Consider the following 15223-nt stretch of genomic DNA (forward strand, 5'->3'; position numbering starts at 1 on the left):
GCGCCTGCACGACGAGCGCGGCGAACAGCGCGAGCACCCACGCGATCCCGTACACGCCGGCGACCGGCGCGAAGCCCGCGAACGGGCCGTCGACCTGCGGATAGCCGCTGGCGAGCCACGGGAAGCCGGTGAACAGGGTGCCGCGCAGCCATTCGCCGAGTGCCCAGGCGCTCGCGAACGCGAATGCGCCGTGCCAGGTCGGCGAGAACGGCCGCGGGTCGGGCGTGCGGCGATGCCACGCATGGCCCGCGCAGAACGACCACAGCCCGGCGGAGAACGCCGGGTACAGCGACAGGTACAGCGAGAACAACACGAGCGCGCCGCCCGCGAGCGGCGCGGCCATCTCGCCGTACACGTGCATGCTGATGTAGAGCCACCAGATGCCGGTGATGAAGTTGCCGAAGCCGAACGCGCCACCGGTGAGCGCGGCGCTGCGCCAGCTTGCGGTGCGCGTGAGCTGCGCGAAAAACCAGACGAATACGACGAGCTGCAGCCAGCCGCCGTGCGGCGTCGGTGCGAAGCTGAGCGTATTGGCTGCGCCGGCGAGCAGCGCGGCCGGGTAGTGCCAGCGCGGCAACGCGCGGCCGGGTGTCGGCGCGAGCAGGCCGCCAGCCGGGCGGGACAGGATCGGATCGTCCATGTGAAGCGAAAGTGGGCGAGCGGTTGTGGAACGCGCGGCTGGCGCGCGACGGTCAGTCCTCGTGCGAGGCTTCGGCGCGACGGCTGGCGAGCGGATTGCGGCGCACCAGCAGTACGTGGACCTGGCGCGCATCGCCGCGCTGGATCTCGAACACGAGGTTGCCGAGCTGCAGCTTCTCGCCGCGATGCGGGACGCGGCCGAAATGATGCGTGATCAGCCCGCCGATCGTGTCGACTTCGTCGTCGGGGAAATCGGTGCCGAACGTCTCGTTGAACTGTTCGATCTCGGTGAGCGCGCGCACGCGATAGCGGCCATCGGGCCCCGAGATGATGTTGCCGGCTTCCTCGTCGAAGTCGTATTCGTCCTCGATGTCGCCGACGATCTGCTCGAGCACGTCCTCGATCGTGATCAGGCCCGCGACGCCGCCGTATTCGTCGACGACGATCGCGAGGTGGTTGCGGTTCACACGGAAGTCGTGCAGCAGCACGTTCAGGCGCTTCGATTCGGGAATGAACACGGCCGGGCGCAGCATCCCGCGCACGTCGAATTCCTCTTCGGCATAGAAACGCAGCAGATCCTTCGCGAGCAGCACGCCGATGACGTTGTCGCGGTTCTCCTCGTACACGGGGTAGCGCGAGTGCGCCTTCTCGAGGACGAACGGGATGAAATCTTCAGGCTTGTCGGCGATGTTGATCGCGTCCATCTGTGCGCGCGGCACCATGATGTCGCGTGCGCACAGGTCGGATACCTGGAACACGCCTTCGATCATCGACAGCGAATCGGCGTCGATCAGGTTGCGCTCGTGGGCATCCTGGAGGATTTCCAGCAGCTCGCCGCGGGATTCGGGCTCGGGCGAGATGAAGTCGGTCAGGCGCTCGAGCAGCGAGCGCTTTTCTTGCGGTTTGTCGGTTGGCTTACGACTGGGATACGAATCGTTCATGGTGGTGCGCCCGGGTCATGCCGGAGCGCGCTGTCACGGAGTAGGCAAGGATACACCAAGGCCACGACGCGACCGTGTCACACCGGCCGCACGGCCAGGGTGGGCAGCTCGCGCGGGCCCCGCTCGCGGACGGCCGCGCCGGGCGCGACATCGTCCTCGGTTCCATCCTATCTCAGAAAAGGGCGGCGGGGCAGCGGCGGCAAAAAACGGGTGCGGAAGGGGCGGGGCGCCATGACGCGGGAAAACGTCCGGCCGGGGCAGCTTGCGGCGGCATTCTGTCGCACGCGGACTTCGCCGCGTCGCGGATCAGAACCGCATGCCGGCCGAGCAGCCTCCGGCGGCCGCGCCGTTGGTCGCGGCGCCGCCGCAGCCCAGTATTCCGCAGCCGGACAGCACAACGCTTGCGGCGACGATCAGTGCGGCAACCTTGCAACGCGACCAGCGTGACGGTTTCATCGGGAGTGCCCTCGTTCGAATGCGCGCGCGGCGCGACAGCGCGTGGCGGCAAGCCGGGCGCCGGGCCGCGTCAACGGCATCGCGCGAGCAGCCCTTCCAGTGCGCGATCGGGGATGCCGCTCGCGCGCAGCGCGTCGACCGTGCGGCTCACGTAGTCGAGCGTCGTGCCGTAGCGGCCGGCCGCGCAGCCGAACACTTCCTTCACGACGGGATCGGTCAGCTTGCCCGTGTAGGTCGGCGCGTCGCGGCGCATCACGAACGCGAGCGCGTTCACGCGTTCGCCGTTTTCCAGCGAGCACGGCAGCCACGCGGGCCGGTACGAACCCATCGGCATCTCGCGTTTCCACAACGTTTCGAGGTGCGGCTGCGCGGTCGGGCCGGCGAGCCGGAATGCGATGCCCGAGCACGAGCCGCCGCGATCGAGCGCGAGCACGAGGCCCGGGCGTTCAGGGGTGCCGCGGTTTACGCGCGACCACAGGTAGAGCCCGCGGTGATAGCCGTGCACCTTGCCGCGCACGGCGGTGACGGTCGGCAATCCCGGGTTCCAGATCAGCGAGCCATAGCCGAACAGCCAGAGATCCTGCTGGCCGTCCCAGTCGCGCATCGTGTGCGCGAGCGAGGCCGCGAGCTCGTCTTCCGTCAGCAGGCGCCCGTCGCCGATCGACGGCGGGTAGGCAGGCGGGAGCGTCGCGGCGTTGCGCATCGTGCAGATGGCTTACTGGTACGGGTTCGGGAAGCCCAGCTTCGCGAGGATGTCGACTTCGAGCGCTTCCATTTCGGCCGCGTCCTCGTCGCTCGTCTCGTGGTCGTAGCCCTGCGCATGCAGCGCGCCGTGCACCAGCAGGTGCGCGTAGTGGGCCGTGAGCGGCTTGCCCTGCTCGTGCGCTTCCTTCTCGACCACCGGGCAGCACAGCACGAGGTCGCCGATCACGGTGCCGTCGGGCGCCGCGTCGTACGCGAAGGTCAGCACGTTGGTCGGGTAGTCCTTGTGACGGTAGCCGGCGTTCAGCGTGCGGCCTTCTTCTTCGCCGACGAAGCGCACGGTGAGCTGCGCGCTGGCGAACAGCGCCGGCTCGATCCATTCGGCGATCAGCTTGCGTTTGGGCAGCGTCTTGCGCACGTCGCTCGTGATTTCGTCGCCGTACTGCACGGACAGATCGAGCTCCAGCTCGCGCAGCGCGTCTTCGGTGTCGTCTTCGCGCGGTGCGGGCTCGGCGCCCACGTGCAGCGTCACGCTGTCGTAGTGCTCGGGCTGCAGCGCGAGCTTCGCGCGCATGGCCGGATCGTTGTGCTGCGCGACGATCGCGACGGCGGCTTCTCCAGAACTGCCCGACAGGTCGAACATCAGGCTGCGGCCATCCGGAAAGTCGATTCGCAGCCCTTGCGCGTTGACGGTCCGGGCCTTGCCCTTCGCATCGAACAGCGAAAGACGGGGGGAGGCGGGCGCGGCGGACTGGGCGCGCCCGGACTTGCGAGAACGGGAGGATTTCATGACGCGTGCGGCGATTAGGACGCGTTGAGGATACACCAAACGGCCGATCGCACCCGAATTCAGGCAGGCGAAAAAAAGCCCGGCGCGCCGTCTGGCGGGCCGGGCCGGGCTGTCGGGTCAGGGCGGCGTGCGGGCGCCGCCGGCCGGTCAGCCGTCCTGGTGTTGCGCGTGGAATTCGTCGTATGCCTCGACGATGCGCGCGACGAGCGGATGGCGCACGACGTCCGCGCTCGTGAAGCGCGTGAGTGCGATGCCGCGCACACCGTTGAGCACCTGCTGCGCCTCGACGAGGCCGCTCTTGTGGCCGCGCGGCAGGTCGACCTGGCTCGTGTCGCCGGTCACGACCGCCTTCGAGCCGAAGCCGATCCGCGTGAGGAACATCTTCATCTGCTCGGGCGTCGTGTTCTGCGCCTCGTCGAGGATGATGAACGCGTGGTTCAGCGTGCGGCCGCGCATGTACGCGAGCGGCGCGATCTCGATCATCTGGCGCTCGAACATCTTCGCCGTCTTGTCGAAGCCGAGCAGGTCGTACAGCGCGTCGTACAGCGGACGCAGGTACGGGTCGACCTTCTGCGCGAGATCGCCCGGCAGGAAGCCGAGCCGCTCGCCGGCCTCGACGGCCGGGCGCGTCAGCACGATCCGCTTGACCTGGTCGCGCTCGAGCGCGTCGACCGCGCAGGCGACCGCGAGGTAGGTCTTGCCCGTGCCGGCCGGCCCGATGCCCAACGTCACGTCGTGCGACAGGATCTGCTTCAGGTACTCGCGCTGCGCCGGCGTGCGGCCGCGCAGGTCGGCGCGCCGCGTGTAGAGCTTCGGCGCGGGCTCCTCGTCCGGCTCGCTGGCGTCGAGCTGCACGACCGGGTCGTCGAACGGATGGTCGGGATCGCCGCGAAAGCGCACGTCGAGCGTGTCCTGGCGGCCGTTGCCGGCCGTGTGGCGCACTTCGACCAGCGCGAGCTGGATGTCGTCGACCGACAGCGCATCGCGCGCGCGGTTGTAGAAGTTCTCGAGCGCGGCGAGCGCGAGCTTGGCGCCGCGACCGCGGATCGCGATCCGGTGGCCGCGTCGCGACAGCGTGACGTCGAGCGCCTGTTCGATCTGCCGCAGGTTCTCGTCGAGCGGGCCGCAGAGGTTGGCGAGGCGCGCGTTGTCGTCGCGCGGCGCGACGAATTCCAGTGCTTGGGTCGGCTTCAAAGTGGCGTCGGGCTCCTGTTGAGCGTCAGTCAGTGGGTGGCCGCGCTCGCGTCGTCGCTGACGAGCACGAGCTCGCCGCGCAGCGAATGCGGGTACGCATGGTTGATCTTCACGTCGATCATCTGGCCGATCAGGCGCGGGTGCGACGCGAGCGGCGCCGGGAAATTCACGACCCGGTTGTTCTCGGTGCGGCCTGCGAGTTCGTTCGGGTCCTTGCGCGACGGGCCCTCGACGAGGATCCGTTCGACCTTCCCGACCATCGACTGGCTGATGCGCGCGACGTTTTCTTCAATAGTCGCCTGCAGATGTTGCAGGCGTTTGAGCTTCACTTCACGCGGCGTGTCGTCGTGCAGGTTCGCGGCCGGCGTGCCGGGGCGCGGGCTGTAGATGAACGAGAAGCTGGTGTCGTAGCTCATCTCGTGCACGAGCGCCATCATCTTGTCGAAATCGTCCTCGGTCTCGCCGGGGAAGCCGACGATCATGTCGGTCGACAGCGACAGGTCCGGGCGGATCGCGCGCAGCTTGCGGATCACCGACTTGTATTCGAGCACCGTGTAGCCGCGCTTCATCGCCATCAGGATGCGGTCGGAGCCGTGCTGGACGGGCAGGTGCAGGTGGCTCACGAGCTTCGGCACCTTCGCGTAGGTGTCGATCAGGCGCTGCGTGAATTCCTTCGGGTGCGACGTCGTGTAGCGGATCCGCTCGATGCCGGGGATGTCGGCGACGTATTCGATCAGCGTCGCGAAATCGGCGATTTCCGACGAGCCGGCCGCCAGCGCGCCGCGATACGCATTCACGTTCTGGCCGAGCAGCGTGACTTCGCGCACGCCCTGGTCGGCGAGGCCGGCCACTTCGGTCAGCACGTCGTCGAGCGGGCGCGACACTTCATCGCCGCGCGTGTACGGCACCACGCAGTAGCTGCAGTACTTCGAGCAGCCTTCCATGATCGACACGAACGCGCTCGGCCCCTCGACGCGCGCGGGCGGCAGGTGGTCGAACTTCTCGATTTCGGGGAACGAGATGTCGACCTGCGCACGGCCGCTCTCGCGGCGCGCGTCGATCATCTGCGGCAGGCGATGCAGGGTTTGCGGGCCGAACACGAGGTCGACGTACGGCGCGCGCGACACGATCGATGCGCCTTCCTGGCTCGCGACACAGCCGCCGACGCCGATCAGCAGGCCGGGCTTCGCTTCCTTCAGTTCGCGCACGCGGCCGAGATCGGAGAACACCTTCTCCTGCGCCTTTTCACGCACCGAGCACGTGTTGAACAGGATGATGTCCGCGTCTTCCGGCGTATCGGTCTTTTCGAGGCCTTCGGCCGCATTCAGCACGTCCACCATCTTGTCCGAGTCGTACTCGTTCATCTGGCAGCCGAAGGTCTTTACGTAAACTTTCTTGGTCATGGGGGTTCGCCGTTCGCAGTGGTTGACCTGGGGGCGTCGTCTATAGGGTGAATCGGGACGGCCGTGCGCTGCACGCGGATGGCGCGCAGCCAGCATGAAAAGCCGTCGGGAAAGCCTTTCATTATAGCTTTTCATGCTGGCCGGGACGGGGGGCGGGTTGCGGCCGCGCGACGCCGTCCGTCACGTTCCGACCCCTGAACGGTGGCGTGCCGGCCGTCAGCGGCACGCGTTCAGCAGGTCTTCGTGCGCGGCTTCCTCGCGCGCGAAGCGTTCGGCGAGAAAGTCGAGCAGCACGCGCACGCGCGGCGCCATGTAGCGCTTGCCGGGATAGATCGCGTGCAGGGGCGCGCTCTGGTGCCGCCAGTCGGGCAGCAGGACCTTGAGCCGCCCGGCGCGGATGTCGTCGGCGACATCCCAGATCGAGTTCAGCACGATGCCGCGGCCGCGCAGCGCCCATTCGCGGGCTAGGCCGCCGTCGTTGGTCTCGAACGCGGTGGCAAGCGGCACCGTGCAGGTCTGCGTGTCGTGGCCGCGCGTGAAGCGCCACGTGTTCATCGGGCCGGACGCCACCGTGATCACGTTGCATGGAAAGCGGGCCAGATCGTGCGGATCACTCGGCACGCCGTGGCGTTCGATGAAAGACGGCGCCGCGCACGGCACACGCCGGTCCGCGGCAAGCCGGCGGGCGATCAGCGCGCCGTCGGGCGGCGCCGCGAAGCGGATCGCGAGGTCGATCTCGTCCTGCCACAGGTTCACCGTCGAGTCGGACGCCGTCAGCGAGAACGTCACGTCCGGGTATCGCGCGGTGAATTCGTCGAGCCAGTCGAGCAGCCGCCGGCGGCCGAAATCGGACGTCGCCGACAGCCGCACCCGGCCGCCGACGACGTTGCGCCCGGCCTGCAGCAGCGCGTTCGCGTCGTCGAGCGCCTGCAACGCCTGCCGGCAGCCGTTCAGGTACAGGCGGCCCTCGTCGGTGAGCCGCAACTGCCGGGTCGAACGGTCGAACAGCCGGGTGGCGACCGCCGCCTCGAGCTTCGCGAGGCGCGCGCTCGCGGCGGCCGGCGTGAGGTTCAGCTTGCGCCCGGCGGCGGACAGGCTGCCCAGTTCGGCCGCTTCGACGAACAGCCGGATATCGCCCAGTCGATCCATGCGATTTTTCAGAATTATTTGAAAATGGTTCAAATGCCACGCCAATTATCAAATATAGGCATCTTCGGGACAATGCGCACATCCTGCCTTTTGTGCGGCGCGGCACCGACCGGCCGCCGCGTCCGCCGCCTTCCGGAGAACGTCATGCCCATCCCGTTACTGGCGCTTGCGATCAGCGCCTTCGCCATCGGTACCACCGAGTTCATCATCATGGGCCTGCTGCCCGAAGTCGCGCACGACCTGGCCGTGTCGCTGCCGTCGGCCGGCCTGCTGGTCACGGGCTACGCGCTCGGCGTCGCGGCCGGCGCGCCGCTGCTCGCGGTGCTGACGAGCCGCATGCCGCGCAAGGCCGCACTGCAGTTGCTGATGGCGATCTTCATCGTCGGCAACGTGCTGTGCGCGACCGCGTCCGGCTACGCGATGCTGATGGTCGCGCGCGTCGTCACGTCGTTCGCGCACGGTTCGTTCTTCGGGATCGGCGCGGTGGTCGCCGCGTCGCTCGTGCCGACCGACAAGCGTGCGAGCGCGATCGCATTGATGTTCACGGGGCTCACGCTGTCGAACGTGCTCGGCGTGCCGTTCGGTACTTTCGTCGGCCAGTTGCTCGGCTGGCGTGCGTCGTTCTGGATCGTCGCCGCGCTCGGCGTGCTGGCGCTCGGCGGCGTCGCCGCGCTCGTGCCGAACCGCCACGACAGCGGGCCGGTCGGCCTCGGCCACGAAGTGCGCGTGCTGAAGGAGCCGCAGGTGTGGCTCGCACTGTTGATGACCGTGCTCGGCTTCGGCGGCGTGTTCGTCGTGTTCACGTACATCGCGCCGATTCTCCAGTCCGTGTCGGGCTATTCGCCGCGCGCGGTCGCGCTGATCCTCGTGCTGTTCGGCGCGGGGCTGACGATCGGCAACACGCTCGGCGGCAAGCTCGCCGACCGCGCGCTGATGCCGTCGTTGATCGCGATCCTCGTCGCGCTGATGGCCGTGATGGTCGTGTTCGCCAAGACGAGCCACCATCCGGTCGCGGCGGCCGTCACCGTGTTCGTATGGGGAATCGCCGCGTTCGCGACGGTGCCGCCGCTCCAGGCGCACGTGGTCGAGAAGGCCGCGAGCGCGCCGCATCTCGCGTCGACGCTGAACATCGGCGCGTTCAACGTCGGCAATGCGCTGGGCGCGTGGCTCGGCGGCCTTGCGCTGGAGCACGGCGTCGCGCTGGACGCGCTGCCGTGGGTCGCCGTCGCGGTGACGTTCGCGGCGCTCGTCGTCACGTGGTTCGCGATGCGGCTCGATGCGCGCGGGCCGGCACGCGGCGCGGCGCCCGCGGCGCAATGAGCGGTGGCAATTACCGGTGCAATGAGCGGCGCCCGTGCGACGCGATAGCGGCGGGAAATGGTTCGCGAGGAACGCATTCCTCCGCGATGCTGATAACGGTGTGAAGATAACTTCGTTTGCCGGCGCAAGACCGGGTGATAGCGTCTCGATACGCGCCGTTGCTGGCGCAACCCGATTCCGATCCCGGCTTACCCCATACGCAGGGCTGCACATGCGGCCCGGAGGCAATGCTATGTCTTCATCCCTGGCGCTGGTGCGCGACGTGTCTTCCTTCGAGTCCGGCAACGCCGCCGATGCGCGGGCGTCCGCGTCGCTCGACGTTCTCGAACAGGTCGTCGGCGTGAACCTCGCGCGGTTGCGCGCGGAGCGGCAGCTGTCGCTCGATGCGCTCGCGCGGCTGTCCGGCGTGTCGCGTGCGATGCTCGCGCAGATCGAGTCGGCGCGCAGCGTGCCGTCGATCAAGGTGCTCTGCAAGATCGCCGCGGCGCTGAAGGTATCGGTCGCCGCCTTCCTGCGCCGCCATGCGGTGAACGGCTTCGAGCATCTGGCGGCCGAGCGTGCGTCGCGGGTCGTCAGTTCGAACGGCCGTTTCTCGGCGCGCGCGCTGTACCCGGAAGGCGAGCCGGCCGCGGCCGAGTTCCACGAGCTGCGGATCGCGCCGCTGCATACGGAGCCCGGCGCACGCCGCGCGCCCGGCACGACGGTCAACCTCGTCGTCAGCGAGGGCACGCTCGAAGTCAGCGTGCATGACCGCCGCCAGTTGCTCGCGACCGGCGATGCGATCGTGTTCGATGCCGACCAGCCGTACAGCCTGCGCAACCCGGGCGACAGCGAAGCGCGGGCGTTTCGCGTGACGGTGAGCCCCGAAGTGCCGCCGCGCTGGCTCGTGCCCGACGCGGCGCACGCGGCTCATGCCGCGCACGCGGCCGGCTGATCGCGCAACGCAGGTCGCACGGAAGCGGGCTGCGTGCGCGTCGTTCGGGCGCGATCGCGAGGCGCCCGTCGGCCGTTTGGACGATGCCGTTAGACGGGGTCGTCAGTAAGGTTTTAACAGGTGTTCGCTGCGCCGCGCGCGCAGCTGTTGTATGCTTGGCCCGCCGCAGATGGGGTTGCTCCATCCGGCAATCAGTGCGTCTTCAGGGCGGGGCGAAATTCCCCACCGGCGGTAGGCTGGCGTAAGCCGGCGAGCCCGCGAGCGCCCGCGCATCCGCGCGGGGTCAGCAGATCTGGTCGAATGCCAGAGCCGACGGTCATAGTCCGGATGAGAGAAGATGTGCAGATAGTCATGTCCGTCAGGACCGCTTCGCCATGCGTGCGAAGCGGGTTGTCGTTCTGTCTGTTTGCAATGCCCTGAAACGTTTTTCGCCCAAATCGTATTAGCGAGGAGCGTTTCACATGTCCTTGATGTCCGTTTCGTCGGCACCCGCCGACGCCTTTGCCGATCTCCCGTTGCTGGATTCCGAACCGGTGCCGCCGCGCATCGCCGCCGCGCTCGATGCGATGCGCGCAGGCCGTGCGGTCGTGCTGCAGGACGACCACGACCGCGAGAACGAAGCCGACCTGATCGTTGCCGCCGAGCGCATCACGCCCGAGACGATGGCACTGCTGATCCGCGAATGCAGCGGCATCGTGTGCCTGTGCCTGACCGACGACACCGTGCGTGCGCTCGAGTTGCCGCCGATGGTGCAGACCAACGAGAGCCGCAACGGCACCGCGTTCACCGTCTCGATCGAGGCACGCGAAGGCGTGCATACGGGTGTATCGGCGGCCGATCGCGTGACGACGATCCGCGCGGCGATCGCGGAAGATGCGAAGCCGCACGACATCGTGCGCCCCGGCCACGTGTTTCCGTTGCGTGCGCAACCGGGCGGCGTGCTGGCACGCCGTGGTCACACCGAAGGCACGGTCGACCTGTCGATCCTCGCGGGCCTGAAGCCGGCCGGCGTGCTGTGCGAGCTGATGAATCCGGACGGCACGATGACGCGCGGCGACGATGTCGAGCGTTTCGCGCAACAGCACGGGCTGCCGATGCTGACGATCGCGGAACTCGTCGAGTTCCGCGAGGCGCTGGCCGCCGCGCGCGAGCGCTGCTGCGAACCGGCCTGAGGGAAGGGGAGCGCGGGCGCGCTCGAGCGCCCGTGGTACGGCGTGCGTGAACCGGCGCACGCCGGATCGTCCCGATCAGCCCGATCGGGACGGTACGACCATCAGGACTGTACGTCTCCGAATTCGCCGCGCACGCCGGCTTCGACGAACGCCGGCAGTTCGTCCATCTTGCGCATGATCCGCGTGATGCCCATCGCGCGCAGCGCGTCCGCGTAGTTGTCGGGGATGTGGCTCGCGCCGACGAATGCGATCGTCTTCATGCCTGCCGCCCGCGCGGCATTCAATCCCGACACGCTGTCCTCGACGACGATGCAACGCTCCGGCGCGACGCCGAGCGTGTGCGCCGCATGCAGATAGACGTCGGGGTAGGGCTTCGGCCGCGCGACCTGCTCGGAGCTGAACACGCGATCGCCGAAGATCTCGGTGAGCGACGCGCGCTTCAGCGAGCTGCGCACGCGCGCGAGCCGGCTGTTCGACACGACGGCCGCCGGCAGGGTCACCTTCAGCAGCGCGTCGCGCACGCCGGAGATCGGCGCGAGCGATTGCGCCAGCGCGCTCTCGATATTGTGCTCGATGGTCTCGATGAAATTGGCGGGCATCTCGATCCCGAAGCGGGATTCGATTCCCGCCAGGAAGCGCGACGTCTGCTGGCCGAACGCCGACTTGGCGGCGGCCTCGAAATCGAGATTCGGGAACGTGGCGGACAGCGTGTCGAGCAGTACGCGGTCGGCGATGACTTCGCTGTCGACGAGCACGCCGTCGCAGTCGCAGATGAGGTGATCGAGCATGGTGGTGAAAAAGCGGGATGTCGGCGACGCAGATCAATTCGCCATCATACGTGCTTTCACGCACATGCCGCGCGACGCTTCGGCAAATTTTCCCGATGCGATCGCGCGCTCGTGGTGTGTCGTCCGGGTGGGCTGCCGATCGTCTGGCGGCGGCCCGCTTGCGCGGTTCGCCGCCGCTTGCTACCGGTGACGTTACAGCTCGATTACGCGCCCCGTTTTCCATGACGTCATCGCGGCCTCGGCGAGTTCGAGCGCGGCGAGCCCGTCGTCGATCGTCGTGCGGACCGGCGTGCCGTCGCGCAGCGCGTCGACGAAGTGCGCGATCTCGGCCGCGTAGGCATGCCGGTAGCGCTCGAGGAAGAACGGCTCCGGCACATCCGTCGCGATGCCGGCCGCGAGCCACGCGCTCACCTCGGTCGGCCGCACGTTGCCGGCCTGCAGCATCCCGTTGCTGCCGAGCAGTTCGAACCGCTGGTCGTAGCCGTAGGCCGCGCGCCGCGACGTGTTGATCTGGCACAGCAGCCCGCGTCGCGTGCGGATCGTCACGGCGGTCGAATCGATGTCGCCTGCATCGTGCACGGCCGGATCGGTCAGGCAGCTGCCGGTTGCGTGCAGCGTCTGCGCTTCGTCGCCGAGGATCCAGCGGAACACGTCGAAATCGTGGATCAGCATGTCCTTGAAGATGCCGCCCGAACTGCGGATGTAGTCGACGGGCGGCGCGCCCGGATCGCGGCTCGTGACGACCAGCATTTCCGGTGCGCCGATCTCGCCGCGCTCGACGCGCGCCTTCAGCGCGGCGAACGTCGGGTCGAAGCGGCGCTGGAAGCCGATCATGCAGGTCACGCCGCTGCGCCGGACGACATCCGCGCACGCACGCGAGCGCTCGACGGTCAGGTCGACGGGCTTCTCGCAGAACACGGCCTTGCCCGCGTTCGCCGCCGCGACGATCAGGTCCGCGTGCGTGTCGGTGCTCGATGCGATCACGACTGCCCTGACCGCCGGATCGCCGAGCGCGCGCTCGACGTCGGCCACCTGCGCGCCGTGCGCGTGGGCCAGCGCGTCGGCCGACGGCGCGTGTCGGTCGACCACGTACTTCAGCTTCGCACCCGGATGGCGCGCGAGATTCGCCGCGTGGATCTTGCCGATGCGTCCCGCGCCGAACAACGCGAATTCGATCATTCCGTTCTCCTGTTGATTAGGTGATTGTGTGCTGACCCGCGGTTAAAGGCGGCCGCGCAACCTGGCGACGGTCATTGACTCGCGAGTTCACCGCGCACGTAGTCGATGCTCGAACGCAGCCGGTCCTCGATGTCGTCGGCTTCGGCAATTTCGTTCGCGAACGGCTCGAACGAGAACGCGCCGCGGTAGCCGCGCGCGAGCAGTTCGCGCAGTTGCCGGATATTGCCGAGCCGGTCGGCGCCGCCGACCAGCACGCGATGGCCGTCGCGCATCCGGTCGACCGGCAGGTCGTGCTCCTCGACGCCCGAGATGTGCACGAGGCCCGTCAGGTTCGGGAAGAAGATGTCCTCGCCCGACAGGTGATGGTGGAACGTGTCGTGCACGAGCCGGAACACCTGCTCGCCCGCCGCGTCGTAGATGCCCTTCACCGCATCCGACTTGCGGCGCAGCGCGCATTCCTCGAAACCGAGCGGCTCGATGAAGCCGAGCAGGCCGCGCGCGTCGAGGATCGGCTTGAGCGCCTTCAGCGCCTTCACGAGATCCGTGTGGTGCTCGTCCGCGCTGCGTGTATCGCCGCGGCTGTTGGTCGGGCACAGCACCAGCGCACGCGCGCCGCATTGCGCCGCATAGTCGGCCAGCACGGTCGCCTCGTCCGCGCGCTCGCCGTTCCATTGCTCGAAGCGCTGCAGTGCGTTGATCGTCAGGATCGTTACGCCGCCGGCTTCGGCCGTTGCGCGTACGGCGGCGGCCGGCGTGCCGTCGGCGATCTCGACGCCGTCGAGATCGTTGCGGATCTCGATCGTGTCGACGCCGAGGCGCCGGCACAGCGCGACGTAACGGTCGAACGGCAAGCGCGGTGCGCTCATCCGGTTCAGCGAGAAGTGGAAGGCTTGCGTCATCGTTCTGTCCTTGGGTCTCGAGTGGGGGCTGGTCCGAATCAGGTGCCGGTGCGCGCGATGTCGGCTGTCGGCGGCGCGGCGAGTGCATGCCACGTGTCGCGCAGCCAGTGCGCGCACGCGACGTTGTTGTCGAAGATCGAATAGCGTGCGCCGCCGCCGTAGTCGGGAAACGGGATGAACTCGCAGCTGATCTGCTCGACGCGCGCTGGCTGTACGTGGGCCTGCGCGTGCAGCAACTGCCGAAGCGCGGCCTTCCACATATCGAGCGCCGCCGCGCGCCATGCGCCGTGATAGGCGCCCGGTGCGGGGGCGACGAACGGATACTGGATGCCGCGCCCGGGCCGGCCGTCGGCGCGGCGCATCCACGGGTTGTCCGGATTGTTCGGCATCACGCTGCGCGCGTGCGCATGCCGGACCCAGCCGCGCGCGATCCAGTCGGCGTAGAGGGCGTCGGGCGATGCAGGGTCGAGCAACCGGCGGCCGTTGTCGACTGCGTCGTGCATGCCCGATGCGTCGAGCTCTGTGCGATTGCCGATCTTGAACAGCAGGTGCGAATGATCGAGCGTGATCCGGAACGGCACGCCGGCCTGTTCGACATGCCGCGCGACGCGTGCGACGCGCGTGAAGTCCTCGCTCCACATGTCGACGTGCACTTCGAGGCTCGGCAGGCATCCGGCCCGTTCGCCGCGCTCGTAGGTGCGCAGGTAGAAATCGGCGACTTCGCGGTCGGACAGCGGATGGCCATCCGCGTGATGTGCATACAGCTGGCAGTTGAGCACCGTGCTGCCGAAACGCGCACCCGCGTCGACGATCTCGGCGACGTGTGCTTCATCGCGTCCCGCACACCAGATGCCGCCGATCACGCGAATCGGCAGCGCATGGCGTTCGACCAGCGCGAAATACGGCGACAGGTCTTCGCCGCGCGCCGGATTCTTTTCGACATAGTCGAATACGCCGGCACCGGCGACCATCCGGAAGCGTTCGGCGGGAGCGGGCAGCGGCAGGCCGTCGTGTTCGAGCACGCCGTCGAGGTTCACGCCGATGAGGATCGGTTCAGCCATCGTCTCCTGTCCGCGGTTGTCATGGGATTGGCTGCCCAATGTACGGATGCGCGGCGCGGGCTGCATGACAAACGTTGACGAAAAATCGCCAATGCAGCGGTCGATTTTTTCGCGACGCGCATGCGGCGCGACGGACGGTGTGCCGGACGTCGGAATTCAGGCCGGCAGGTAGGCGCTCGTCCTCACGTTTGCCGGGCAGAACACGCGGAATTCGACCGGATCGGCCGGCGGCGGCTGTTCGACGATCCCGCACGCATGCAGCACGTGCTGCAGCGCGGAAATCACCTGGCCGTCCGGATCCTGGTCGATCGCGAGATCCATCGCGCCGGCTTCGATGAAGGTGCGGTGCAGGTCGATCATCTCGTGGCCGATCCACACGACGCGGCCGGCGGCGCCGGCCTTGCGCAGCGCCGCTTCGATGCCGGCCGAGCCGGCGCCGCTGTTGTAGATCGCGACCACGTCGTCGTGCGCCTGCAGCGCCTTCGTCACGGCGCGGTAGCAGCGGTCGTCCTGGTCGAGCGTCTCGACCGGCTCGTCGTCGCAGCGGACGGCGGCGAACGCTTCGGCGAGCTGGTCGCGGCAGCCTGCCATCCGGT

16 protein-coding genes, 1 pseudogene and 1 riboswitch are annotated in these 15223 nt (G+C 68.3%); of the genes and pseudogenes, 4 read left to right on the forward strand and 13 right to left on the reverse strand.

Translation table 11 applies throughout. The features are described 5' to 3' along the window. From G3N93_RS19590 to G3N93_RS19625, 8 genes and pseudogenes are all read right to left on the reverse strand, one after another. Positions 1-640, reverse strand: a pseudogene (locus tag G3N93_RS19590) (apolipoprotein N-acyltransferase); the annotation flags it as partial. A gap of 52 nt (positions 641-692) precedes the next feature. Then, positions 693-1580 carry an HlyC/CorC family transporter gene (locus tag G3N93_RS19595; RefSeq protein ID WP_011353131.1) on the reverse strand — a complete coding sequence of 296 codons (888 nt, stop codon included), beginning with the start codon at positions 1578-1580 and terminating at the stop codon, positions 693-695. Positions 1581-1886: 306 nt separating this feature from the next. After that, a complete protein-coding gene (locus G3N93_RS19600) occupies positions 1887-2036 on the reverse strand; it encodes a hypothetical protein (protein ID WP_174940259.1) in 150 nt (49 codons plus the stop codon). A gap of 70 nt (positions 2037-2106) precedes the next feature. Continuing rightward, complete coding sequence (locus G3N93_RS19605) at positions 2107-2739, reverse strand: gamma-glutamylcyclotransferase (RefSeq protein WP_174940261.1); 633 nt, start codon at positions 2737-2739, stop codon at positions 2107-2109. A gap of 12 nt (positions 2740-2751) precedes the next feature. Then, positions 2752-3528: an rRNA maturation RNase YbeY gene (gene ybeY, locus G3N93_RS19610; protein ID WP_174942429.1), complete on the reverse strand. Its 777-nt coding sequence runs from the start codon at positions 3526-3528 to the stop codon at positions 2752-2754. Between the two features lie 147 nt (positions 3529-3675). Then, positions 3676-4722 (reverse strand): PhoH family protein, encoded by a 1047-nt coding sequence (locus tag G3N93_RS19615; protein ID WP_166963506.1) that lies wholly within the window; start codon positions 4720-4722, stop codon positions 3676-3678. A gap of 29 nt (positions 4723-4751) precedes the next feature. After that, positions 4752-6125 carry a tRNA (N6-isopentenyl adenosine(37)-C2)-methylthiotransferase MiaB gene (miaB, locus tag G3N93_RS19620; RefSeq protein ID WP_039360028.1) on the reverse strand — a complete coding sequence of 458 codons (1374 nt, stop codon included), beginning with the start codon at positions 6123-6125 and terminating at the stop codon, positions 4752-4754. Positions 6126-6341: 216 nt separating this feature from the next. After that, entirely contained in the window at positions 6342-7274 is a 933-nt protein-coding gene (locus G3N93_RS19625) for a LysR family transcriptional regulator (RefSeq protein WP_174940265.1), read from the reverse strand. A gap of 144 nt (positions 7275-7418) precedes the next feature. On the opposite strand from G3N93_RS19625, the gene G3N93_RS19630 reads away from it, so the two are divergent. The 3 genes from G3N93_RS19630 to ribB all read left to right on the forward strand — a co-directional run bounded on the left by G3N93_RS19630 (position 7419) and on the right by ribB (position 10700). After that, complete coding sequence (locus tag G3N93_RS19630; RefSeq protein ID WP_206133751.1) at positions 7419-8594, forward strand: MFS transporter; 1176 nt, start codon at positions 7419-7421, stop codon at positions 8592-8594. A 232-nt stretch (positions 8595-8826) separates the two neighbouring features. Next, entirely contained in the window at positions 8827-9528 is a 702-nt protein-coding gene (locus G3N93_RS19635; protein ID WP_069248802.1) for a helix-turn-helix domain-containing protein, read from the forward strand. Positions 9529-9722: 194 nt separating this feature from the next. After that, positions 9723-9871, forward strand: a riboswitch (FMN riboswitch). Positions 9872-9989: 118 nt separating this feature from the next. After that, a complete protein-coding gene (ribB, locus tag G3N93_RS19640) occupies positions 9990-10700 on the forward strand; it encodes a 3,4-dihydroxy-2-butanone-4-phosphate synthase (protein ID WP_174942437.1) in 711 nt (236 codons plus the stop codon). 101 nt (positions 10701-10801) lie between these two features. Here the strand turns inward: ribB and G3N93_RS19645 are convergent, their stop codons facing one another. Continuing rightward, on the reverse strand, positions 10802-11488 hold the full coding sequence (locus G3N93_RS19645) for an HAD family phosphatase (RefSeq protein WP_174942440.1): 687 nt from the start codon (positions 11486-11488) through the stop codon (positions 10802-10804). Here G3N93_RS19645 and G3N93_RS19650 point away from each other — a divergent pair. Next, entirely contained in the window at positions 11487-11678 is a 192-nt protein-coding gene (locus tag G3N93_RS19650) for a hypothetical protein (RefSeq protein WP_174940273.1), read from the forward strand. The two genes, G3N93_RS19645 and G3N93_RS19650, sit on opposite strands and share 2 nt — an antisense overlap. Before the next feature lie 2 nt (positions 11679-11680). Here the strand turns inward: G3N93_RS19650 and iolG are convergent, their stop codons facing one another. The 4 genes from iolG to G3N93_RS19670 form a co-directional block, all read right to left on the reverse strand. Next, positions 11681-12667: an inositol 2-dehydrogenase gene (gene iolG / locus G3N93_RS19655; RefSeq protein WP_174940275.1), complete on the reverse strand. Its 987-nt coding sequence runs from the start codon at positions 12665-12667 to the stop codon at positions 11681-11683. Between the two features lie 71 nt (positions 12668-12738). After that, entirely contained in the window at positions 12739-13566 is an 828-nt protein-coding gene (locus G3N93_RS19660) for a TIM barrel protein (RefSeq protein ID WP_206133752.1), read from the reverse strand. A gap of 38 nt (positions 13567-13604) precedes the next feature. Then, positions 13605-14627, reverse strand: a complete 1023-nt coding sequence (locus G3N93_RS19665; RefSeq protein ID WP_206133753.1) for a xylose isomerase — start codon at positions 14625-14627, stop codon at positions 13605-13607. 156 nt (positions 14628-14783) lie between these two features. After that, on the reverse strand, positions 14784-15223 hold a 440-nt coding region (locus G3N93_RS19670; protein ID WP_206133754.1), incomplete at its 5' end, for a substrate-binding domain-containing protein.

The sequence above is a fragment of the Burkholderia sp. Se-20378 genome (genome assembly GCF_017104665.1).
Lineage (GTDB): Bacteria > Pseudomonadota > Gammaproteobacteria > Burkholderiales > Burkholderiaceae > Burkholderia > Burkholderia lata.